The organism is Woronichinia naegeliana WA131, assembly GCA_025370055.1.
GTDB classification, from domain to species: Bacteria; Cyanobacteriota; Cyanobacteriia; order Cyanobacteriales; family Microcystaceae; genus Woronichinia; species Woronichinia naegeliana.
In genome coordinates, this window is the sequence record CP073041.1 from 1770719 (window position 1) to 1792500 (window position 21782).

Sequence of the window (21782 nt, forward strand, 5' to 3'; positions counted from 1 at the left end):
ATCGAAATTTGTGATTAAATTTTATCTGTTGTAGGGACAGAATATACAGAACTTTGTGGTTAAATCTCGTATAGGGTAGGGACATAATATATTATGTCCCTACAAAATTTTGTCCGTCATCACAACACAATTTGCTGTATTATGTCTTTTTCCAAGTTTAAATTTATTCAATGTAACCTCTAGATTTTAGCAGTTGCCTCTTAATCAGTCAAATTTCATAGGACTAGAATCGCCAGAGGGAATAAAGCTGGCCCAATAAAAAGGATGGTTTTGATCCTTACTTTTGAGCATGGCTAATTGGGTTTGTCGTAGAGCTTCACTGCGGCCTTCTCCGTTTTTTAAGCGTTGATAATAGGCGATCATTAAGTTTTTAGTTTCCTTGTCTGAGACTTTCCAGAGGCTAATTAATTGGCTTTCGCTACCTGCAATTACTAAGGCACGACGTAAACCATAAACGCCTTCACCTGTAGAAATATCGCCGTTGCCTGTATCGCAAGCGGAAAGGACAACTAATTTGGTTCCAACTAAGTTTAAGTTAGTGGCTTCTAAAGCGGAAAGAACACCGTCATCTCCTGCACTTTGGCTTACTTTAACCCCTGCAAAAACTAAGCCTGAACGTAATAAGGGATTTTCACCAATCTGTAGGGGTGAATTGCGTTCACCCTCATTTTTATTCTTAGTTGATTCGAGGAAAAAGCCATGCGTGGCAATGTGCAAAATATTCGTTTTTTTGACTTGTTTAAGGGCATTTTCGGTGGCTTGGGCTTGAATTAAAACCGTCGCTTTGGGGAGGAGTTTTTTAATGGCTTCGGCTTCTGCCTTTGTGCCTTCTAGGGGAAGAAATACAGAGTCAGCAAGATTAATAGAGCGGGTAGAGTTGGGATGAAGGGCAACTTTTTGACCTGTTTTATTGTAGAGGGGATTGGCAATAATCAGGGGTGGTTGTTGACTAGCAAATTTCTCTTTTTGTCGCAACAGATCGCGTCCAGAGGTGAGGTAAGTTATCTGGTAATTTTCGACAAGATACTGATTATTTTGATCTACTAAAGCTTCAAAGGGAATGAGGTTCAGGGCAGAGTCGGGAGAGAGGAGGAGGGTTTTTGTATTGCCTAATAGTTGACGAATGGGTTGCATTAACTTTTCGTCAAGTTGACGGGCGGATTTTTGCAGTTGGGGAATGGGGGTTTTGCTGTCTGCTAAATTGCGGCGAAAGGCAGTTACTTGCTCATCAATAGGTTGGGTTTCTCCTAAGTCTTTGGCTTTGATTTCGCCATTGGCAAAGAGAATATAAACGGCATAGTGAGGCTTGCCATATTTTTCCCTTTCTTTTGTTGCTTTCGGGTTAAAAGGTTTATAGCGAACGATTTCTACTAGGGCGGCATTAGTCGGGATTAATTTTTGAATGGCTTCGAGGGTAATGGGTTGGGATAGATTACGAAATTCGGCACTACGACGACTCAATTTGTCTTCGAGTTGTTGGGTTTCAGTTTGTAGGTTTGTGAGTTGTTGGCGATGGATTTCAGGGGATTTAATGGTTTCGGGTTTCTGGAAAGTCAGGTTAGAAAGTTGGGATTGTTTTTGAATTAGTTGTTCGAGGAGGGTTTGGCTTTCGGGGTCATTAATTTGTTGACGGAGAATTTGTAGGCTATTGGTGAGGATATCAAGAATACGTCCTTTGCGTTGCAAGATGGTTTTGAGGGCTAGATGAGTTGCTTCTGGGTTATTGGGTGCAGATTGAAGATTGAGGGAAATAATGGCAAATGTTGTCCCTGAAACTGTCGCTATGTAATCCCGTTTTTGTTTTTCGTCCCCAATATTGAGATTTTGGAAGAGGTTGTATTCTTGTACTGCAAGTCCTTGACTAAGAAATTTGATGGCTTGGGGAATATCATCTTGAGAGTAGTAAAGGTATGCCAAATTGTTAAGACTGGTTGCAGTAAGGGGATGGTTATTACCTAATTGTTTTTTCGCTATAGCTAAGGCTTCTTTCAAGAGGGGTTCTGCTTCACTATATCTTCCTTGAGAATGGTAAAGTAATGCTAAATTGTTGAGACTGGTTGCTGTATCAGGATGATTGTCTCCTAATTGGGCTTTTATGATAACTAAAGCTTGTTTGAAGAGGGGTTCTGCTTCACTATATCTTCCTTGAGACTGGTAAAGTAATGCCAAATTGTTGAGACTGCTTGCTGTATCGGAATGGTTGTCTCCTAATTGGGTTTTTCTGGTAGCTAAAGCTTGTTTGAAGAGGGGTTCTGCTTCACTATATCTTCCTTGAGACTGGTAAATTAATGCTAAATTGTTGAGACTAGTGGCGGTAGAGGGATGGTTATCTCCTAATTGGGCTTTATAGATAGCTAAAGCTTGTTTGAAGAGGGGTTCTGCTTCAATATATCTTCCTTGAGACTGGTAAAGTAATGCCAAATTGTTGAGACTAGTGGCGGTAGAGGGATGGTTATCTCCTAATTGGGCTTTTATGATAGCTAAAGCTTGTTTATAGAGAGGTTCTGCCTCACTATATCTTCCTTGGGATTTGTAAAGTCCTGCTAAATTGCCAAGGCTTTGTGCAGTAGTGGGATGGTTGTCTCCTAATTGGGCTTTTATGATGGCTAAAGCTTGTTTGTAGAGGGGTTCTGCTTCACTGTATCTTCCTTGAGATTTGTAAAGTCCTGCCAAATTGTTGAGACTGGTAGCAGTAGTGGGATGGTTGTCTCCTAATTGGGCTTTTATGATAGCTAAAGCTTGTTTGTAGGGGTGCGACCTTTAGTTGATAAAAGCTGTTGTAATCAGGGTTCTACAGGGAACCCATATTGATCAAGTTTTGCCCAAAATTGACTCCATCGTTCCTTGGTCAATACCAAAGCTCGTAGGCTCAAAATAATTCCTGCTCCTTTTTCCTTCCATCGCATTCCTGAACAACATAATCGTTGTTTGACCAACGTCTTACAAGCTGCTTCCGTAACACCTGAACCAATCGGATACTTTTTCTCTAAGTATTCAGCATAATCCATTTGATGCTGATGATTCTCGTAATAAGTAATCGCCGCTTGTAGTTTCTCGGTAAGATTCTTAGAATGACTTTTTTCTTCTTTGACTTCTTTCATCAGATTTAGCAGTTCTCCTGCTTTTCCTTTTTCATGCTTGAGTTCTCGACAATTTTCAGTCAACCATTCTTTTTGTTTTGACACGGTATTCGGATGCAACGCTTCTGCCAACGCTCCTAAGTAACCAGAGGCATGATAGAAATCTAATATCTGTTCTTCCGTCTGCTTTTCTAAAAACTTCCAATTTGATTCTGCACCATCTGCTATACCGACAAATTTTGCCTCTGGATAACGGTTTTTCGCTCGCTCAATTTCTCTTTCCAATCTTTCTAGAAAACTCTTTTTTCCGTACTCTGGTGCCGCACCTAGATAGATTGTCTGTTGACGTTCTCCCTCACTATCGTATAGGGAAACGGTTCCCACCATTGCTTCACGGTAGCCATCCTCACACATCAGCATACAGGTTCCATCTAATCCTATTCCCACTGTTGCAATTTGGCTATCCTCCTTGGGCGGGGCATAACTCCACGCTTCTTCTTTTGCCTGTACCACACTTCCTACTGCTTCACTCAATCTTTGGATATAGGATAGCGCTACTTTTCTACCATGATTTTCTAATAAATCATTTTTCACCTCTTTGCCTGCCATCCCTGACATTTTTGAGGATACCTGTTTTGCCAATAATGGCGTTGATGTTATGATTATCCTTGCTTCTCTTTCTAAGGGGCAATACGTTTTTCCTCAAAGGTGAACGCTGATATACATGACGATTCACTATAACCTCACCATAAGGTGTTTGATATTCTTTCGGTTGCTCTCCCTTACTCTTCCAGATTTCTTCACCGATTTTTAAGGGTGAACCATCTGTATCTAAATATTTCAAGGCTTCTTTGCTGGCGATGCAACCTACTTCGTTTAAGCCTTTTTGAATATTTATTTCTGTATCCAACATTGAACGACTGAGTTCTAATGTTAGTTCTATTTTTATCTTTGAACCCTCTACATTAATTAGTTTTGCTGTCATCATTGTTTCCTCTTTGTCACTTTTCATCTCATGTTAACACTTTTCTTTTCCTTCATCAACTAAAGGTCACACCCGTTTGTAGAGGGGTTCTGCCTCACGATATCTTCCTTGGGATTCGTAAAGTCCTGCCAAATTGTTGAGACTGGTAGCCGTAAGGGGATCGTTGTCTCCTAATTGAGTTTTTCTGATAGCTAAAGCTTGTTTATAGAGGGGCTCTGCTTCACTGTATCTTCCTTGAGACTGGTAAAGTGTTGCCAAATTGTTGAGACTGGTGGCAGTATTGGGATGATTATCTCCTAATTGTTTTTTTTGGATAGCTAAGGCTTGTTGATAGAGGGGTTCTGCTTCGCTGTATCTTCCTTGTTTTCGGTAAAGTTCTGCCAAATTGTTGAGACTGGTTGCAGTAGAGGGATGGTTATCTCCTAATTGGGCTTTATAGATAGCTAAGGCTTGTTTGTAGAGGGGTTCTGCTTCGCTGTATCTTCCTTGAGACTGATAAAGCAATGCCAAATTGTTGAGACTGGTGGCGGTATCAAGGTTATTCTCTCCCAGTACCTTTTTACGAATCGCTAAGGCTTTTTCTGTTAAGTAAATCGCTTCGTTATATTTTCCCTGATGATACAGTTCAACAACTTGCTGGGTTAGCTTTTCTGCTTCTACTAATGCTTCCTGATCTTGATTAGAAATCTGAACAATTACCTGTCCCACCGTTGGCGTTAACATCCCTGACGGTACTACTCCCACCGCGACTATCATAACCAACCCAAACCTCAGCAATCCTTTCATAACTGATCCTCAATAGGATTGTATTGTACGCCCATTGTACAACATTACATCTGCAAACCAGCAAAAAATTGTAGGGGTTTGGTTCCCAAATCCATCGTTTTATTGAATTCAACAGCAATTGATTACATTAAAGGGCGATTTATTACATTAAAGGGCGAACGCAATCATCCGTGTCAACTTAAAGGAATGGGTTCCCAAATTTGTTGATTGAGAGCGGCCTTTTCTCGATGTCGCTTTCTCTCAGCTTTGACCAAACCAAATAACTTAGCACGTTCAGCCAGATAGGTTACTGTATCAGGCTTTTCTCCTCTAGCAATAGCCTTCGCTACATAGTATAGACTCCGAAACACCATCTCTACTGAGATTTTTTCTTTCGGTTGATTTAGAGCAATCGCCACTTCCCCTACCAATTGATTTAAGACCGTATAGAAAATCAAAGTGCAAATAATCTGGATTTGGACACCATTCTTATTCCCTACCCATAAATAGGCTAGTCCTAAAAGTCTTTTCGTTAATAAAAAGGCTTCTTCGATTGTCCATCGTCTTCGATATAAATCACAGACCTCTTCGGCGGACAGTTGTTCGGGAGACAACACATTTGTTAAATACTGATACCAGATTGTTCCCCATAATACTGAGACTAATCTCACCGGATGCTTGCAAGGATTAGAACGGTAATTTCCCATAATGATAATCTCATCTCTGTAATGACTACCTTGAGACAATACTTGTTTGGTTTTGTAAGATGTACCCGCTCTAAATCTGGTTAGAAAAAACTTTTTAGCTTCTGTTAACAAATCAAACCACACAAAGCTAAAAAATCCCATATCTACAAGAATTAAACCATTTTCTGGTAATTTAGCTGCCAATTCTTCACACCATATTTTATCATTTGATTTATCATTTTCTGTGTACCATAAAGTAACGGGTCTTTGGGTAAAGGCTTCCACTACCATCATTATTTTACCCCCCAATTTACTCTTTTCTTCTTTACTTATTTTCATATTTTTCCTTATCTGCTCTAGCGTTGAGCCATCTGCTATCCACACTGCACTAAACTTTTCTCTTATTTTTTCCCATTTTTCTCCTACTTGGAGCTTCTTCCCTTTTTCGGCTGCTTTTTCTAACACTCCTTTTAGTAATATTGCAAATATTTCGGCTGGCACATTCATCATTCTTTTTGATACTGCCTGTTTGCTTACTTTTAATGATGCTACCCATAGCAATCCCTCTTCCTCTAACAGTCTTACCGCTTCACTTATACCCGCTATTTGACGATACACTATACTTAACACTAATGCCACCATTACTGGTAAATTTAATACCCTATCTCTCATCATTTTCTCATGAGTTCCCTGTAAATATTTTAATGGTGTAAACATTGTGGGTTCTAGTAATTCAAACAACTCTTTTGTTATTTCAGGGATTTCTACCCCTGGCTGATTTGTCTTACGACGTAAGTCTGGGTTTCCTTTTCTCCGAGGATGTTGTCTTGCCATTTGTTTTTTGCTCACTTTTTTATATACTAACCTTTTTTTCAGCCTACTCTTACTTCCGCCTGCTTTTAGGCTAATCTTTTGTGAGTAGGCATTTTGGCTTAAGTTGACACCAATGGAACGCAATTCGCCCCTACAAATAACCTAATTGGGTAGGGGTTTGGTTCCCAAATCCAGAACATTAAAGACTTGGAAACCAAGCCTCTACATAAAAATCCATTTGTGATAAATTTTAAAAAAAAGCCGATAAACTTGCTAAAATAATTGTAAACAATTCCCCGAATAAATTATGAATAATCTTAACGGTGACACTCCTCCAGAATCAGACGATTTAATGAAAGAACTCGATGCCAAATGGGATGCCCTAGAAAATGACCCCGAATTTTTAGCCAAACCTTTCTGGCAGAGAATCTCTGAAATTGGTGCAGTTGTTCCTCAAGAAGAATGGCGGAAACAATTACCCCGCGACTTTGCGCGTAACTTTGAACATTATATGTACGGTGCGCCCAGGGATGACGAAGAATGAGAAAAATTTTCTTGGATACAGCTTATCTTCAAGCCCTGATTGATTCTGGCGACAATCTTTATGAATTATCCCAAATGATGACCCCAAAACTGGGCAAATTTCAAGGGATTACCAGCGAAATGGTGTTAACAGAATTGTTGAATGCTTTTTGCAGTCGTGGCGAATATCTCAGAAGATCAGCGATTCGCCTAACCCATGATTTACGAGGCGATCGCAATATCATCATCATCCCTCAAACCAGTGAACAATTTGAGCAAGCTTTTGGGTTTTATCAAAGACGTTTAGACAAAGGATATAGCTTAACCGATTGTTCGTCAATGCAGATTATGAGAGAAAAAGGTATTAATGAAATCTTGACTTTTGATAAGCACTTTCAACAAGAAGGTTTTAGAGCTTTACTGAGAGAATAAAATTTTTGGGTGATTTTGGATACAAGCCTTGCACCCATACAACAGGTTATTTGTTAGGTGAAAATCAAACTACCTGTCAATGTGTAAAAAAAACCGATAAACTTGCTAAAATAATTGTAAACAACTCCCCAAATAAATTATGAATAATCTTAACGGTGACACTCCCCCAGAATCAGACGACTTAATGAAAGAACTCGATGCCAAATGGGATGCCCTAGAAAATGACCCCGAATTTTTAGCCAAACCTTTCTGGCAACAGATCATGGCAATTGGTGCAGTTGTTCCCCAAGAAGAATGGCGGAAACAATTACCCCGCGATTTTGCGCGTAACTTTGAACATTATATGTACGGTGCGCCCAGAGATGACGAAGAATGAGAAAAATTTTCTTGGATACAGCTTATCTTCAAGCCCTGATTGATTCTGGCGATAATCTTTATCAACTATCCCAAATGATGACTGCAAAACTTGGCAAATTTCAAGGGATTACCAGCGAAATGGTGTTAACAGAATTGTTGAACGCTCTGTGCAGTCGTGGTGAATATCTCAGAAAATCCGCTATTCGCCTAACCCATAGATTACAAAATGACGGTCGCACCATTATTATCCCTCAAACCAGTGAACAATTTGAGCAAGCTTTTGAGTTTTATCAAAGACGTTTAGACAAAGGATATAGCTTAACCGATTGTTCATCAATGCAGATTATGAGAGAACAAGATATTAATGAAATCTTGACTTTTGATAAGCATTTTCAACAAGAAGGGTTTAGAGCTTTACTGAGAGAATAAAATTTTTGGGTGCTTTTGGGTGCTTTTGGTTGCAAGCCTTGCACTCCTACGATCAGTTTTTTTTAGATTGTTTTCTGGCTTCAAATAACCATTGATCCTCTTCAATATTTAGCACTTTACCCTGGGATAATTTCAGACATTTTTGCCAATTTTCCTTCGCTGAAATAGATTTTTTATCTTGTTTCTGTAAAACTTGAGCATAAAGACAAAATACAGCCCCAGGATTGCGGATATATTTTTGAGTAGCTGAATCTTCGGCAATTCCGATCGCAATAGAAAGATTGATTTTAGCATCCTCAAGATGATTTTGCTTAAACCTTGCCCAACCTAAATTTTTATAAATATTGTACTTTTGCACCGCTAAATTAAGTTTCTCAGTTTCACTTAACTTGTCCAATTGTTGATCCTTTTCCGCTAACAAAACTTTACCTTTTTCTAATAAAGCGATCGCTTCTCCATCTTTGTTTTCACGAATATACCAATAGGCTAAATTATTATAAGCATCAAGATAACCACCCTTGGCCGCAATCAAATATTGTTTTTTTGCATTATCCAAATCCTGTAACTCCTCATAAAGTGTTGCTAACTTGTAATGAGCATCCAAATTATCCTCATCCAACGCGATCGCCTTTAAATATTGTTTTTCTGCTAGGGCTAAATTAGGTGAAGCTTGATTTTGTAACCGAGAAGCGTCTTGTTTATAATATTGAGAAAAGAAAGGAAAATTGAGAAAAATACAGACTAAAATTCCAAAAACAAAAAGCGTTGTGGCAAACTGAATTTCTTCGTACCAATATCCAGGAATTTTTAACCGATTCATTAACTTTATAAATCCCTGCTGTCTCGCTTGAGTCAGGGCATTTTGAGTTTGTAACAAAGAAATAAAGGTCGAAAAAATTACGCCGCCAATTTCTATTAATCCCGAACCACCGCCTAAAAATCGAGTGGCGATCGCGCCAATCAAGGTAAAATTAACCCCCAATAAAATCAGTTTTAGCGTCTTCACTAACCAATCCCAACGATTCCAAGGATGGGAAGACTCCCTCGTGTCTAAATACCACCACCAGGCTTGGTCAGAAGTCAGTAAACTCTCCCGATATTCAGCTAAATCAAGAACTTGAGTAATTTTGTAAGCTTGCTTTTTTAAACGGGCATCCTGTTCAGTTAAGGCTGTCCAAATCTTTGCTGAAACAGGAGAATGAGCCTCTAATTGTTTCTGCAGAAAATCTCTAGCCGCAAGGAGTTCTAATCCTTGCTCTTTGGTAAAGTTTTTATCAGCGATCGTTAAATCATGCAGGAGTGTATTATAATTCTCCAGAGCAACTTGTAGAGGAGTCGGTTTAGGAGAAAGAGACTTCATCATTTACAATCGAGTTTACTCTAGAGATAATTTCAGACAAATCCTTACCTAAGGCCGATAGAGCCAGAGCGGTTGGCCACTGGTGGCAAATAAAATAATCAGGCGATGCCGAAGGCACACTTCGTGATCGCGGCGGTGAAGTTGGCCTGACCAATGGACTAAAATTAGAGCCACATAAAGACTGGTAAACCACATTTTTAAACCGGCACAATAGGGCGCGACTTCTACTAACTTATCGTTGACTAACAAAAAAATATTTTCGACAGTGACTTTCACGCCCATATTCATCAAAAGAAATCCGCAAACGGCTGCAATAAACTGTTGGAGCGGTAGGGTAAAGGGAACAAGAAGATAGGGAAGTGGATTGGGAGTGGCTAGGGCAATGAGCAGTAGGGGAAAGGCATTCAGTTTGATTCCCGATAATCCTTTTAAACAACCCATGACTCCCGTTAGCACCAAGGGAAAGGACAAGTTAACAAACGTCACTGCTCCTGTTAGATAAAAAACAGAGCCAACTAAAAGACAAATGATGCCGACAAGATCAGCGCGATCGCCGAGTTTCTCCCAGGCAGTCCTATTTTGTCCAAAGATAATATAAGCTGCATAGGGAAAACCAAGCAAAGCATAACTGAAATATTCATGTTCCGTGCTAATACTTTTCTGCAACCATCCCATTAACCAATATTCTAAGATCGGGAGGTAAAGTATGGTCAGTAATCCTAGGATTAAAACATTTGCTCGATAATGTTTCACAAAACGTAAAGTAGAACGGAAAGAGGTCAGCATTTTAGAGGAGTGAATGAATACCAATACCTTTTCTATACAGTGTATCTGCGAATGTCATGATCGGGGAATTCGTATTATCCTCAGGTTTAAGTTGAGTGAATTTCCCACTAGACTAACGCGAACAGCCTTGATACCTCATTGTTCCATCCCCTGAATCTCCCCAGCCAATTTTTGTCAATTGAGGTAAAGTTTTATTAACCTTGTGGGTTAACCTAGGGTCGATAACCCCACTACTGAAATCTGAAACTCCTCTACCTTGACCAACGGACACGATACACTATTTAGGACAACGGTTATGCAGTGCCTCTCCTCATCTTTATCGACTTTTCAGGATACTCGTTTAATGCTCGACACACCGTTAAGTCAGTCAGAGCTAAAACCCATCCATTTTCAGGCTGCCTTCGACGGCTATATGGAAATGTATGCTGACCTGGCGACGGTTGCTCATTACCTTGAAAATCACCAAAGCTGGTTTCATCATTGTGCTCAACCGATGAAGACGGAACCCTTGGGAGAAGATGGCTACGTGATGACCATTGGACAATTTGGCGCGTTGGGTTTTGATATATACTTGGCACGGTCATGGATTGAGATTTTCGCCCCCTTTTGTTAGCATCGATGAAGGCCAGATCAAAGGATTCTTGTTCACCATTGGCCAAAAGTTGTTCTAGACTGGTTACGGCTGGCCCCAAAAGCACATCAATTTTTTCACTGACTCCAGCTTTTTGCCAAAATTGACGGGCGATCGCGGCATATTCTGCGCTGATCTCACAGCCCAGGATACGACCCTGGGGAGGTAAGGCCAGGGCGAGGGCGAAGGCGAGGGAACTATAACCCGTAAAAACGCCAATTTCTAAGATTTTTCTTGCCCCCGTCAATCGTACTAACAAAGCCATGAATTGGCCCTGTTCTGGGGCGATCTGCATGTTGGCCATCGGTAATTGGCTGGTTGCTTGTCGCAGTTCCTTGAGGATTTCCGGTTCTCGGAAGGCGATCGCCTGGTAATAATCATAAAGAGAGGCATCTAGTCCCCAGGTTTGTTTCGTCATGACTGTTTCCTAATTTAAGGGTTACTTCCTAAAAGATTTTCAGATTGTTTTAAACCTTTATTCATGATCATTTCTGCTGGTATATTTTTGGTGTTAATGGCTAATGCTAATCCTTTTTGATAGGTATTTTTCGCTAACTGGGGCAGTCCAACTTCGAGATAGGTGTCTCCTAATAATTGATAAACGGTTATTTTCCCGTTTTCTTGATTGACGAGTTCTTGTAAAACATTGATAGTAAAGGTTCCTTGATAAAACTGAGTAATCCGTCCCATAATACTTAGAAAAAGAGAAAAATTAGGTAGAGAAGGTTTAGGAAACATAAAACACTAAATTGCGATCGCTGACGATCACTTCACCAATCTCATAGGCAGCTAGATCACGGCCAGAAAACCAATCTAAGCTAATTTGAACCGCATCAGGCGGAACCAAGACCACAAAACCAACGCCCATATTAAACGTTTCTAACATCGCCCCTGCCGACACCTGGCCCGTTTGCGCTAACCATTGAAAAATGGGTAAAATCTCCCAACTTCCCTCCCGAACGGCGATCGCTTGACCTTGACCTAAACAACGGGGCAAATTTTCGGGCAAACCACCGCCGGTAATATGGGCCATGCCGTGAATCTTTAAACCCGATCTCAGAGCCTCAAGAATAGGCTGCACATAGAGACGAGTTGGCGTTAACAAAACCTCTCCCAAGGATTGACCCCCCAAAAGAGTAGGACAATGCTGCCAATCAAAGCCCTGGGACTCCACAATTTTACGCACCAAACTAAAGCCGTTACTGTGAACTCCCTGACTCGCTAAAGCGATCGCTCTATCTCCGAACTGTACCTGGGAACCATTGAGAATCTTACTTTTTTCAACAATACCCACACAGAAACCCGCCACATCGTACTCGCCTGCACCATAAAAACCAGGCATTTCCGCCGTTTCTCCCCCCAATAGAGCACAATTACTTTGACGACAGCCTGTCACAATGCCCGCCACCACTTCAGCTAACTGCTGGGGTTCTAACTTGCCAGTAGCCAAATAATCGAGAAAAAACAAGGGTTCTGCCCCAGAGGTCAAAACATCATTGACACACATCGCCACTAAATCAATGCCAATACTGTCATGCCGATTCATCGCCTGGGCAATTTTCAGTTTGGTTCCCACCCCATCCGTTCCCGATACCAAAACGGGTTGCTGATAGCCAGATGGCAGTTCAAATAAGCCACCAAAACCGCCCAAGCCGCCGATAACCTCTGGACGAAAGGTACTTTCTACTCCTTGGCGAATCTGCTCCACAAAATGGCGACCCGCTTCCACATCCACACCCGCTTGACGATAATCCATCCCCTTGACCTATGACTTGAGGTTAATTGCTCCTCTATGCTAAGGGCTAAGGGTCAGCAATCTCAAGTTTTAAGAATGGGAATATGTTCTAAAAAGATACTAAAGGTGACGGTCGATCCTAATCCTTCTCCCATGCTAAAAAAGGAAACTTGCCCTGATACATTTATGCGACAGAAAGCGGTATATTACCGCATTTTGCAACAATAGCATCACCCTCGTTACTGAGAGTGAAGGTCGTACCCGACAAAGCCTTGAGCATAATACCCAAAGCACCATTCCAATCGCGTGGAATAACGTGGTCACAAACGGGACATCGAAAAACCTTAGAACCACCTAGTTTTGTGTGGATATGTCCGCATTTCGTACAAGTTTTGCTGGTAAATTCTTCTGTCACGTCAAACACCTGACAGCCACTTAACTCAGCTTTATTTTTAAGGACTTGTTTGAACCGATAATGCGCCCATGTCAACATTTGTCGGGCAGTTTTACTTCTGATTTTTCGCTTGGAACGATTGGTCATTTCTGACGTTTCAAACTTTGGCAGCAAGATAGCTGGATAGTTTTTTGTCAAGTAACTTGCTGTTTTTTTATGGCAGTCATCAATCAAGTTACGAATTTTGCCCCGTAATCGAGACGCTGCCTTTTTCATTTTTTGTCGTTCTTTAGCTACTTTTGATCTAAGTACAGGACAAAAGGCTTGAAAAGTATACGAGAAAGGGGTTTCATGGAAGATGAACGTAATGTAAGAAAACCCATGAACCAATATAACGCATTGAAACAAGCCCTAAAACCCCATTTGGGATGGCATGGTGCCAGACTCTCCTTCCTAGCCTTGTTCTTACTCGCCCTCCTCAAAGTGAAAACGGTTAACCTTAAAGAATTGGCTCTGGGTTTTGAAGGTCGGGCATTGGTGGATTCTCATTACAAACGCTTACAACGCTTTTTCTCAGGATTTGAGCTGGATTACCATCACATTGCCCGTATTGTAGTCAGTTGGCTGGATATCCCTCAACCTTGGGTATTAAGTATTGACCGCACAACCTGGGAGTTTGGCAGTCATGGTTATAATATCCTCACTGTCGGCATTGTCCATGAAGGAGTAGCCATTCCCATCTTGTGGTGGATGCTTAGCAAGAAAAAGGGCAATTCTAACAGTGATGAACGAATGCGTTTTATCGAGGAGATGCTCAAGATTTTTCCCACCGCCCTGATTCGTTGTTTATGTGGCGACCGTGAGTTTATTGGTCAGGCTTGGCTTCGCTATCTTCTGCTCGAACCGCTACTGGCTTTCTGTCTGAGAATTCGGGCTACGGACAAGATTGAGCACAATGGCAAGCTTTTGGCCGCCAAAGTCATTTTTGCCCATCTTGCAAAAGAGTGAATCTCAACGTCTTCAAGGGAGTTGTCGGGTTTGGGGATATCCTGTTTCTGTAGAGGCTCTTCGCTTGCCTGATAATTCTCTACTCATCGTCATTGGACATCCCGATTCCCAAGGTCTTATTCACGATTATGCCCTGCGTTGGGGCATTGAAACCCTTTTTGGCATCTTTAAGACTCGTGGCTTTTGCTTGGAATCTACTCACTTTACTGACCCCAAGCGTCTTCGTAAGCTTTTGGCTTTACTGACTTTAGCTTTGGCTTGGTCTCTCAAAACTGGTCTAGCAATTCATCATCTTCATCCCATTCCCCTCAAGAAACATGGTCGCCTAGCGCAGAGTCTTTTTCGTCTTGGTTTTGACCATCTTCGTCATCTTGTTCTTAATCCTTCTCTACCCAATTTTTCTCTTTTTCTCGACTCCCTACATTTTTTGTCCTGTACTTAGACTTTTGATAGGCTAATTCGACTCATCAAGTCATCAAGATACTTACATAGCCTGTTGATTCGTCCCATGTCTGATGAACCGACTTCTAGGAAGTTTTGCCCATCAAATCCTGTCAGAAAAGTTCTTACTCCTGGGTCAAGAGCAATAATGCGATTTTCCGGCTGGGGTGTCGTTTTTGTTTCTTCTAGAAAAATACAGAACCAATCACCCGACTTGTCTTTGATTAATTGAGTTGCATAAAGACTAACATCAGGAATTGCTTCTGAAGAAATAAAACCAAGCCCCTTTGTTAACAAGGGATACCATGTTCCATGACTAAAGTTACAGTTGTTGAATTTAATTGTTTTTCTAGGAGCCTTACAACTTCTAAACTTACAATCCCGACTGGCAGTATAGGCTTGGTGAGCATCAAAAATGGCATTCTGCCTGATATGGCAAGGGGTGTCTTTTACCCATTCAGGAAGATTGGATTGCATGATGATATTTCTTAATTTTCCCTTGCCAATCCTGCCATTTTTCTTTTGGTAGTCAATAGCTTGATTAAAGCAATAACGACAAGCCGCCATCCATTTATTCCACTGTTTCTTCAACTCCAGACTGGGATAAACTTTTATCTTTCTTGCTCTGATTTTTATACTTTCCGAGTCCGTATAATCGGCTTGAGAAACAAGGTCGAATGGCGAGGATGTCTTCAACCATCTCGGCTTCAGGAGAGAGATTTGTCTCCCTATCGAACCACGATTGAGCATCCAAACTTTCGGCAGAACCAGTCAAGCCAATCAAATCCAAATCGGGCAAGCCTATCTTTGTTAGCGACCACAATTGCTGCGACATTTCCAGACATGACTCGTTCCAATAAGGCTGTAAGTTTTTGTCTTTTGAAGTTGAGTCCTCCACCGATTTCGCTGACGACTTCCGCTTGCGGGTATTTTTCTTGGAGGACGGCGACTTGTCTTGAGAGGTCTTCGGATTGTCCCCTGCTGCTGACACGAGCGTAAATAACGGTAGCTCTAGTTGGCTCAACCTATTTCCCTGTGTAGGATTCAGTGTCGTATCGCCTTTGCCCTGACGGGGTTTTAATTGCTTGGATTTTCCCTTCCTGTTCCCATTTAACAAGGGTTCGGACGTGGACTCCGAGCATTCCTGCTGCGGTTTTGGGTTTAACATATTTTGCGATAATAAATCCCTCAATTCGACGCTTCCATTCTAGCGCATAGTAGCGCATTCTGTCGGTATTTGTGGATTAAATCTTGCTCCCATGGCTTCCATCAATTTTTGAGAAATTGCCAATCCTAAACCGGTGCCACTGTAAGCTTTGGTTCGAGAACCATCGATCTGAACAAATTTTTCAAAGAGTTTGGATTGATTTTCTAAAGGGGTGCGACCTTTAGTTGATAAAAGCTGTTGTAATCAGGGTTCTACAGGGAACCCATATTGATCAAGTTTTGCCCAAAATTGACTCCATCGTTCCTTGGTCAATACCAAAGCTCGTAGGCTCAAAATAATTCCTGCTCCTTTTTCCTTCCATCGCATCCCTGAACAACATAATCGTTGTTTGACCAACGTCTTACAAGCTGCTTCCGTAACACCTGAACCAATCGGATACTTTTTCTCTATGTATTCAGCATAATCCATTTGATGCTGATGATTCTCGTAATAAGTAATCGCCGCTTGTAGTTTCTCGGTAAGATTCTTAGAATGACTTTTTTCTTCTTTGACTTCTTTCATCAGATTTAGCAGTTCTCCTGCTTTTCCTTTTTCATGCTTGAGTTCTCGACAATTTTCAGTCAACCATTCTTTTTGTTTTGACACGGTATTCGGATGCAACGCTTCTGCCAAGGCACCTAAGTAACCAGAGGCATGATAGAAATCTAATATCTGTTCTTCCGTTTGCTTTTCTAAAAACTTCCAATTTGATTCTGCCCCGTCTGCTATCCCGACCAATGTTGCCTCTGGATAACGGTTTTTCGCTCGCTCAATTTCTCTTTCTAATCTTTCTAGAAAACTCTTTTTTCCATACTCTGGTGCCGCACCTAGATAGATTGTATGTTGACGTTCGCCTTCACTATCGTATAGGGAAACGGTTCCCACCATTGCTTCACGGTAGCCATCCTCACACATCAGCATACAGGTTCCATCTAATCCTATTCCCACTGTTGCAATTTGGCTATCCTCCTTGGGCGGGGCATAACTCCACGCTTCTTCTTTTGCCTGTACCACACTTCCTACTGCTTCACTCAATCTTTGGATATAGGATAGCGCTACTTTTCTACCATGATTTTCTAATAAATCATTTTTCACCTCTTTGCCTGCCATCCCTGACATTTTTGAGGATACCTGTTTTGCCAATAATGGCGTTGATGTTATGATTATCCTTGCTTCTCTTTCTAAGGGGCAATACGTTTTTCCTCAAAGGTGAACGCTGATATACATGACGATTCACTATAACCTCACCATAAGGTGTTTGATATTCTTTCGGTTGCTCTCCCTTACTCTTCCAGATTTCTTCACCGATTTTTAAGGGTGAACCATCTGTATCTAAATATTTCAAGGCTTCTTTGCTGGCGATGCAACCTACTTCGTTTAAGCCTTTTTGAATATTTATTTCTGTATCCAACATTGAACGACTGAGTTCTAATGTTAGTTCTATTTTTATCTTTGAACCCTCTACATTAATTAGTTTTGCTGTCATCATTGTTTCCTCTTTGTCACTTTTCATCTCATGTTAACACTTTTCTTTTCCTTCATCAACTAAAGGTCGCACCCTTCTAAAGAGACTCCAATGCCCGTATCGGTGATACTAACTTTAACGAGGCCCGGAAATTCCTGATTATTCCAAACCATTCTTTTTTTCAAAATTTCAGCCCGCACTTTAATCTCTCCATCGGTGGTAAATTTAATGGCATTACCCACAATATTGAGCATGACTTGTAATAGACAACGATAGTTACCATGTACAGTAATCGGGGTCAAGGTTTCCGGCAATTGACTATCAAAGTTTAATCCCTTGGCTTGAGCTTGGGAGATGGCAAAATGATTGACGAACATTCATAACCCATGATCCAAGCGGTGGTGGATGGCTCCTTTGCTCTCAAAATGGGACTCAGGACTAAGGTCATACTAGAATGTTGCCTCCATAAACAAAAAGACCATGATAGATCTCCGGCTGACGATATTGTAGTACGCGCTGAAGACAATCATAGTAATCATGGATGGCGATCGGGCAAAGCGAATCCTGGGGCCAATGGTCAATAATCGTCTGAGGATCAATCCGATAAGCTGAAGCTTTATGCCAAGCAAAAGCTAAATATTTGCCTCGATAATCCTGAATATAAATCAGTTCTGCCCCAATGCTATCCCACTGCATGGAGTTCAGGTTCATCCTCTGGGTAAAAGTTAGTCATTCCATTCTCCCCTGGGGGGTACGGGAGGATTGCGACGCAGAGTACGAGTGAGATCATCATCTCTTTCCGGCTCCCCTCGCAACCATTGTTTAATTGCTGTTTCAATGATACGGCTGGGATCATTGGTAAGATGTTTGACTTGCTCTAGGAGATCGGCATCCAAATGAATGGATACTTCTACTTTTTCCGAGACAGTGGGAGTTGACGCTACATTTTCATTCATAAGCTTTGTTGACCCTTCTTCCTTTTTATTGTATCCCATGCTTTCCTTACAGAGGGAGAAAGGCAATGTTAATTTTAATGGTTAGGTCTGCTTAAAACAGTTATTAAAGTTACGAAGAACGGTGAGATGGCACAATGACACAAGCATTGCTCGAATTAGATTGGCTAGATCTGGGTTGGACAATGTTACTGCTGGGGTTAGCGATCGCCTTGGCCTTTTGGCAACAGGTCGGTTTAGCGAGTCAATTGGCCTGGGCGGGTGGCCGCTCTTTGTTGCAATTGTTGGTGGTGGGCTATTTTCTAGCCTTGATTTTTGCACTCAATCAACCGATCGCGGTGTTGGCGGTGTTGGCGATTATGCTCTCCATTGCGGCGATCGTGGCCAAAAATCGTATTAGTCAAAAACAAAAAGGGTTATTACCGTTAGTTTGGGTATCGCTCTTGATTAGCACCTTACTCACCCTGGGTTATGCCATTTTGGTCATTATTCGGCCAGCCCAGTGGTTCGCGCCCCAATACCTGATTCCCTTAGCCGGTATGGTTTTAGGTAATTCGATGAATAGTGCTTCTTTGGCAGGAGAGCGTCTTAGTAGTTTAATTCAGCAAAATCGACGGGAAATTGAAACCCATCTTTGTCTAGGGGCTACGGCTAAACAGGCGATCGCCGGTTATCAAAAAACAGCGATCCATGCCAGCTTAATTCCCACTCTCAATCAAATGATGGTGGTTGGCATTGTCAGTTTACCTGGAATGTTTACGGGGCAAGTGTTAGCAGGCATTGATCCCTTGAATGCGGCCTCTTACCAAATCCTGATTTTATTTATGATTGCCTTTGCCAATCTGGTGACGGCCATTTTAGTGACAGAGGGCCTGTATCGACATTTTTTTAATGAGCAGATGCAGTTGGTCAATCAGGACTTCTGAGCAACCAATTTTTGTTGAGTCGCCACTAAACTGAGCAAAGTACATTCCCAGACTAAACGCGGTTGTACATAGGCCGTCAAATGTTTGCGGGCTTTTTCCAGAATTTCTAACAAATGCTGTTGTTTTTCCGACTGCCAATAACGATTTTGTAAATAATCAATCAGCCAAAGTTGCAGTTGTGTATCTAGGTTTTTGTCGATCGCCTTGGCAAGATTAAGAGCCTCTAGGGGAGATTGGGGCACTTGATTTAATTGCTGTCTCAGTTCAAAGGGAATGGCTTGCAGTTGTTCATAGGCGTAGAGGGCGGCACCCGGACTGCCCTGGGCGATCGCCAACAATTCGGGATAGGCTAACACGGCTGTTTCACCAATACGTCCTAACACGAGTTCCAGATCGTCCCCAGAAAGCCGATAGAAAGGAATACGTTGACAACGGGAAACCAAGGTTGGTAGTAAGGAATCCACACTGGGAGCCAGAAGAATTAAAGTCGCTCGTCCTGGTTCTTCCAGGGTTTTCAGTAAGGCATTAGCCGCCCCTTCATTCATTGCCTGGGCTTCTTCAATAATAATGACGGCTCGTTCTGCTTCCAGGGGAGGACGACTTAAAAATTGATTAATTTCTCGGACTTGTTCAATGCGAATTAGGGGAGGAGCCTTCCGTTTGAGACCACTACTTTCGGCTTCCTGAGCGGTTAACAATTTACCTTGATGTTGATAGGTGGGTTCAATCCAAAGCAGGTCGGGATGATTGCCAGCAAAAAAGCGTTTTTTCACCCTTTCCTGTTCCTCTGCCGATAAATTCCAGGCCAATAGTTCCTCGGAAAAGGCCTTTGCGGCTAAACGTTTTCCCACTCCCAGGGGGCCAGCAAAGAGATAGGCCGGTGCAACACGGTTATGGGCGATCGCCTGTTGGAGCAGTTCGACCGCTTGGACTTGACCGATCAGAGGATAAAATCGGTTCATAGATAAGACGAAATTTTGCTAATCTTGACCTTAACTATCTTAAACTTCCCCTGTGGGTTGTCCCATCATGTTGGATGTTGAATCCGAAATACGCCGTTTAACAGAACTCATGCCCGCCTCTGGCCGGATGTTAACCAAAATTGCCAGCAAACCTAAACAGTCACGGGTCATTGACGCTGCTTTTCCTAAACCTTGGCAACGGGGCGATCGCCTGATTGCTATCAATTTTAATCTTTGGGCAGATCTGTCCCTGGGAGAACGGGATTTATTATTATTAAGTGTGGTCTGTTATCTGGTGCAAATCCGTTGGTTTAAACCCGATATTTACCAAGGTTTGACCCTGGCTGGGGTGGCTGGTGTGGGGCTACAACTGTGGCAAAGGGATGCGGTGGGAATGGTGATTGCTGGGGGATTAACCGCGATCGCCGCTCAACAAATTTGGAACAATTATCGCAGTAATGAACGGGAAATTGAAGCGGATGCCGGTGCGATTAAGATAGCCGAAAGACGGGGTTACGAAACCACCCTGGCAGCAAAATTATTACTATCAGCCATTGAACATCTCGCTCAAATTGAACAACGCTCTAGTCTGAGCTTTACCGAATTAATTCGTTGTCAAAATTTACGCACGCTTGCCCTCAACACTCAAACTTAATTTCCCAATGGCAATGGGATCACAAATCTCAACGAATCTCAACAAATCTAGGCGTTACGATCAGTTAAAAAGAATAAAGTAATGGATTAACAATACTCTCTAGGAGAAATCATGAATTTTTTCTCAAATTTTCAAAATGGGCAACACAATCTCCAGCAGACCTTAAAGGCTTGGCAAACAAAAGGTAGGCAATATTTTAGTCTGAGCATACTAGCCGGATTTTTGGCGATCGCCTTGAGCAATTGCACCAATCAAACCACCTTACCGCTCCGCATTGGCACGAACCTGTGGCCAGGCTATGAAACCCTTTATCTAGCCAGAGACTTGAAATATTATGGCGATGCTCCCATTCAATTAGTGGATTATCCCTCAGGAACGGAAGAAGTGCGAGCTTACCGCAACGGTGATATTGAAGGGGCCGGTCTCTCCATTGATCAGGCCTTAGTCTTAGCCGCTACCCAGGAGAATGTTCGTATTATTGCCGTTATGGATATTTCCGAGGGGGGAGATGTGATTTTGGGGAAGCCCGACATTGCTAATATCAAAGCTTTGAAGGGTAAACGAGTCGGCGTAGAATCGACGGCCCTGGGTGCTTTTTTTATTGCCCGTGCCCTGGAAAAAAATGGCATGACTCCCAAAGACATTAAAATTGTTTCCCTCGAACTGACTGAACATGAACGGGCCTATAAAGAAGGCAAAGTGGATGCCGTTGTCACCTTTGGCCCCGCCATGGTGAAATTATTAGCAGCCGGAGCCAAACTTTTATTTGATAGTAGCCAAATTCCAGGGGAAATCGTCGATACCTTGGTCGTCAAAGAAGAGGCGATCGCCAATTCGGAAAAGACTATTCAAACGCTAGTCAATGGCCGCTTTCGAGCCTTAGATTATTTAGAAAAAAATCCCCAGGATGCCGCCCGTCGGATTGCCCCCCGTACCAAAGTGACACCAGAGCAAATTCTCAATGCCTTTAAGGGATTGCGTCAGCCCAACCTCGCCGAAAATCAGAAACTTTTAGATCAAAGTGATCCTTCCTTAATTAACGCGATGCGAAAACTAGTCGATATCATGGTGGCAAATAAATTACTACCTAAGGCAATCGATCCAGCAACCATTTTAGATGATCATTTTATAAAAAATGCCCAACCCTAGAGTGGTTAAATCTTTTAGAGCCTGCCAAGACATTAATCTCA

General features: G+C 41.9%; 21 protein-coding genes and 5 pseudogenes. 9 read left to right on the forward strand and 17 right to left on the reverse strand.

Annotated elements, in window-relative coordinates:
- Positions 1-204: 204 nt before the first annotated feature.
- The 4 genes and pseudogenes from KA717_09115 to KA717_09130 form a co-directional block, all read right to left on the reverse strand.
- Positions 205-2727 (reverse strand): CHAT domain-containing protein, encoded by a 2523-nt coding sequence (locus tag KA717_09115; GenBank protein UXE64603.1) that lies wholly within the window; start codon positions 2725-2727, stop codon positions 205-207.
- A gap of 56 nt (positions 2728-2783) precedes the next feature.
- A pseudogene (locus KA717_09120) lies at positions 2784-4065 on the reverse strand (ISKra4 family transposase).
- Between the two features lie 66 nt (positions 4066-4131).
- Complete coding sequence (locus KA717_09125; GenBank protein ID UXE64604.1) at positions 4132-4821, reverse strand: tetratricopeptide repeat-containing protein; 690 nt, start codon at positions 4819-4821, stop codon at positions 4132-4134.
- Between the two features lie 203 nt (positions 4822-5024).
- A complete protein-coding gene (locus KA717_09130; protein ID UXE64605.1) occupies positions 5025-6350 on the reverse strand; it encodes an IS4 family transposase in 1326 nt (441 codons plus the stop codon).
- A gap of 286 nt (positions 6351-6636) precedes the next feature.
- Here KA717_09130 and KA717_09135 point away from each other — a divergent pair, with 286 nt between their 5' ends.
- From KA717_09135 to KA717_09150, 4 genes are all read left to right on the forward strand, one after another.
- Positions 6637-6873, forward strand: coding sequence for a hypothetical protein (locus tag KA717_09135; GenBank protein UXE62844.1), 237 nt, complete (start codon positions 6637-6639; stop codon positions 6871-6873).
- Positions 6870-7283 (forward strand): PIN domain-containing protein, encoded by a 414-nt coding sequence (locus KA717_09140; GenBank protein UXE62845.1) that lies wholly within the window; start codon positions 6870-6872, stop codon positions 7281-7283. The genes KA717_09135 and KA717_09140 overlap by 4 nt, the downstream gene beginning before the upstream one ends.
- A gap of 139 nt (positions 7284-7422) precedes the next feature.
- Entirely contained in the window at positions 7423-7659 is a 237-nt protein-coding gene (locus KA717_09145; GenBank protein UXE62846.1) for a hypothetical protein, read from the forward strand.
- 11 nt (positions 7660-7670) lie between these two features.
- The gene (locus KA717_09150) at positions 7671-8069 is read left to right on the forward strand and encodes a PIN domain-containing protein (GenBank protein UXE62847.1); all 399 of its coding nucleotides are present in this window, start codon (positions 7671-7673) and stop codon (positions 8067-8069) included.
- Positions 8070-8121: 52 nt separating this feature from the next.
- Here KA717_09150 and KA717_09155 read toward each other — a convergent pair whose 3' ends face one another.
- A complete protein-coding gene (locus tag KA717_09155; protein UXE62848.1) occupies positions 8122-9432 on the reverse strand; it encodes a hypothetical protein in 1311 nt (436 codons plus the stop codon).
- Positions 9433-9477: 45 nt separating this feature from the next.
- Positions 9478-10104, reverse strand: a complete 627-nt coding sequence (gene xrt, locus KA717_09160) for an exosortase (protein UXE62849.1) — start codon at positions 10102-10104, stop codon at positions 9478-9480.
- Between the two features lie 604 nt (positions 10105-10708).
- On the opposite strand from xrt, the gene KA717_09165 reads away from it, so the two are divergent.
- Positions 10709-10828: a DUF1997 domain-containing protein gene (locus KA717_09165; protein ID UXE64606.1), complete on the forward strand. Its 120-nt coding sequence runs from the start codon at positions 10709-10711 to the stop codon at positions 10826-10828.
- Between the two features lie 43 nt (positions 10829-10871).
- On the opposite strand, the pseudogene KA717_09170 reads toward KA717_09165, so the two are convergent.
- From KA717_09170 to KA717_09185, 4 genes and pseudogenes are all read right to left on the reverse strand, one after another.
- Positions 10872-11150 (reverse strand): annotated as a pseudogene (locus KA717_09170) (class I SAM-dependent methyltransferase).
- 128 nt (positions 11151-11278) lie between these two features.
- Positions 11279-11584 (reverse strand): hypothetical protein, encoded by a 306-nt coding sequence (locus KA717_09175; protein UXE62850.1) that lies wholly within the window; start codon positions 11582-11584, stop codon positions 11279-11281.
- Positions 11574-12602, reverse strand: a complete 1029-nt coding sequence (gene purM, locus KA717_09180) for a phosphoribosylformylglycinamidine cyclo-ligase (protein UXE62851.1) — start codon at positions 12600-12602, stop codon at positions 11574-11576. The genes KA717_09175 and purM overlap by 11 nt, the downstream gene beginning before the upstream one ends.
- Before the next feature lie 163 nt (positions 12603-12765).
- Positions 12766-13251, reverse strand: coding sequence for a zinc ribbon domain-containing protein (locus KA717_09185; protein UXE62852.1), 486 nt, complete (start codon positions 13249-13251; stop codon positions 12766-12768).
- Positions 13252-13356: 105 nt separating this feature from the next.
- Here KA717_09185 and KA717_09190 point away from each other — a divergent pair.
- Positions 13357-14425 (forward strand): annotated as a pseudogene (locus KA717_09190) (IS4 family transposase).
- On the opposite strand, the gene KA717_09195 reads toward KA717_09190, so the two are convergent.
- From KA717_09195 to KA717_09220, 6 genes and pseudogenes are all read right to left on the reverse strand, one after another.
- Positions 14422-14991 carry a hypothetical protein gene (locus KA717_09195; GenBank protein ID UXE62853.1) on the reverse strand — a complete coding sequence of 190 codons (570 nt, stop codon included), beginning with the start codon at positions 14989-14991 and terminating at the stop codon, positions 14422-14424. The pseudogene KA717_09190 and the gene KA717_09195 sit on opposite strands and share 4 nt — an antisense overlap.
- A 4-nt stretch (positions 14992-14995) precedes the next feature.
- Positions 14996-15617: pseudogene (locus KA717_09200) on the reverse strand (IS607 family transposase).
- Positions 15618-15631: 14 nt separating this feature from the next.
- Complete coding sequence (locus KA717_09205; GenBank protein ID UXE64607.1) at positions 15632-15760, reverse strand: hypothetical protein; 129 nt, start codon at positions 15758-15760, stop codon at positions 15632-15634.
- A gap of 75 nt (positions 15761-15835) precedes the next feature.
- Positions 15836-17117 (reverse strand): annotated as a pseudogene (locus KA717_09210) (ISKra4 family transposase).
- A gap of 59 nt (positions 17118-17176) precedes the next feature.
- Positions 17177-17473 carry an ATP-binding protein gene (locus tag KA717_09215; protein ID UXE62854.1) on the reverse strand — a complete coding sequence of 99 codons (297 nt, stop codon included), beginning with the start codon at positions 17471-17473 and terminating at the stop codon, positions 17177-17179.
- A 348-nt stretch (positions 17474-17821) separates the two neighbouring features.
- Positions 17822-18052, reverse strand: coding sequence for a type II toxin-antitoxin system CcdA family antitoxin (locus tag KA717_09220; protein ID UXE62855.1), 231 nt, complete (start codon positions 18050-18052; stop codon positions 17822-17824).
- A 134-nt stretch (positions 18053-18186) separates the two neighbouring features.
- Between KA717_09220 and fetB the strand changes: the two genes are divergently transcribed.
- On the forward strand, positions 18187-18975 hold the full coding sequence (gene fetB / locus KA717_09225; GenBank protein UXE62856.1) for an iron export ABC transporter permease subunit FetB: 789 nt from the start codon (positions 18187-18189) through the stop codon (positions 18973-18975).
- Here fetB and holB read toward each other — a convergent pair.
- Positions 18963-19937 carry a DNA polymerase III subunit delta' gene (holB, locus tag KA717_09230; protein UXE62857.1) on the reverse strand — a complete coding sequence of 325 codons (975 nt, stop codon included), beginning with the start codon at positions 19935-19937 and terminating at the stop codon, positions 18963-18965. The genes fetB and holB overlap by 13 nt on opposite strands.
- Before the next feature lie 67 nt (positions 19938-20004).
- On the opposite strand from holB, the gene KA717_09235 reads away from it, so the two are divergent.
- Together KA717_09235 and KA717_09240 are read left to right on the forward strand one after the other, a co-directional pair.
- A complete protein-coding gene (locus tag KA717_09235; GenBank protein UXE62858.1) occupies positions 20005-20592 on the forward strand; it encodes a DUF3318 domain-containing protein in 588 nt (195 codons plus the stop codon).
- Positions 20593-20703: 111 nt separating this feature from the next.
- Positions 20704-21741 (forward strand): ABC transporter substrate-binding protein, encoded by a 1038-nt coding sequence (locus tag KA717_09240; protein UXE62859.1) that lies wholly within the window; start codon positions 20704-20706, stop codon positions 21739-21741.
- The last annotated feature ends 41 nt before the right edge of the window (positions 21742-21782 follow it).

Bases quoted from the DNA above. Each gene is read 5' to 3' on its own strand.
- KA717_09125 (UXE64604.1), bottom strand. From the start codon at position 4,821: ATGATAGTCGCGGTGGGAGTAGTACCGTCAGGGATGTTAACGCCAACG.
- KA717_09130 (UXE64605.1), bottom strand. From the start codon at position 6,350: ATGGCAAGACAACATCCTCGGAGAAAAGGAAACCCAGACTTACGTCGT.
- KA717_09135 (UXE62844.1), top strand. From the start codon at position 6,637: ATGAATAATCTTAACGGTGACACTCCTCCAGAATCAGACGATTTAATG.
- KA717_09140 (UXE62845.1), top strand. From the start codon at position 6,870: ATGAGAAAAATTTTCTTGGATACAGCTTATCTTCAAGCCCTGATTGAT.
- KA717_09145 (UXE62846.1), top strand. From the start codon at position 7,423: ATGAATAATCTTAACGGTGACACTCCCCCAGAATCAGACGACTTAATG.
- KA717_09155 (UXE62848.1), bottom strand. From the start codon at position 9,432: ATGATGAAGTCTCTTTCTCCTAAACCGACTCCTCTACAAGTTGCTCTG.
- xrt (UXE62849.1), bottom strand. From the start codon at position 10,104: ATGGGATGGTTGCAGAAAAGTATTAGCACGGAACATGAATATTTCAGT.
- KA717_09165 (UXE64606.1), top strand. From the start codon at position 10,709: ATGAAGACGGAACCCTTGGGAGAAGATGGCTACGTGATGACCATTGGA.
- KA717_09175 (UXE62850.1), bottom strand. From the start codon at position 11,584: ATGTTTCCTAAACCTTCTCTACCTAATTTTTCTCTTTTTCTAAGTATT.
- purM (UXE62851.1), bottom strand. From the start codon at position 12,602: ATGGATTATCGTCAAGCGGGTGTGGATGTGGAAGCGGGTCGCCATTTT.
- KA717_09185 (UXE62852.1), bottom strand. From the start codon at position 13,251: ATGAAAAAGGCAGCGTCTCGATTACGGGGCAAAATTCGTAACTTGATT.
- KA717_09195 (UXE62853.1), bottom strand. From the start codon at position 14,991: ATGGCGGCTTGTCGTTATTGCTTTAATCAAGCTATTGACTACCAAAAG.
- KA717_09215 (UXE62854.1), bottom strand. From the start codon at position 17,473: ATGTTCGTCAATCATTTTGCCATCTCCCAAGCTCAAGCCAAGGGATTA.
- KA717_09220 (UXE62855.1), bottom strand. From the start codon at position 18,052: ATGAATGAAAATGTAGCGTCAACTCCCACTGTCTCGGAAAAAGTAGAA.
- fetB (UXE62856.1), top strand. From the start codon at position 18,187: ATGACACAAGCATTGCTCGAATTAGATTGGCTAGATCTGGGTTGGACA.
- holB (UXE62857.1), bottom strand. From the start codon at position 19,937: ATGAACCGATTTTATCCTCTGATCGGTCAAGTCCAAGCGGTCGAACTG.
- KA717_09235 (UXE62858.1), top strand. From the start codon at position 20,005: ATGTTGGATGTTGAATCCGAAATACGCCGTTTAACAGAACTCATGCCC.
- KA717_09240 (UXE62859.1), top strand. From the start codon at position 20,704: ATGAATTTTTTCTCAAATTTTCAAAATGGGCAACACAATCTCCAGCAG.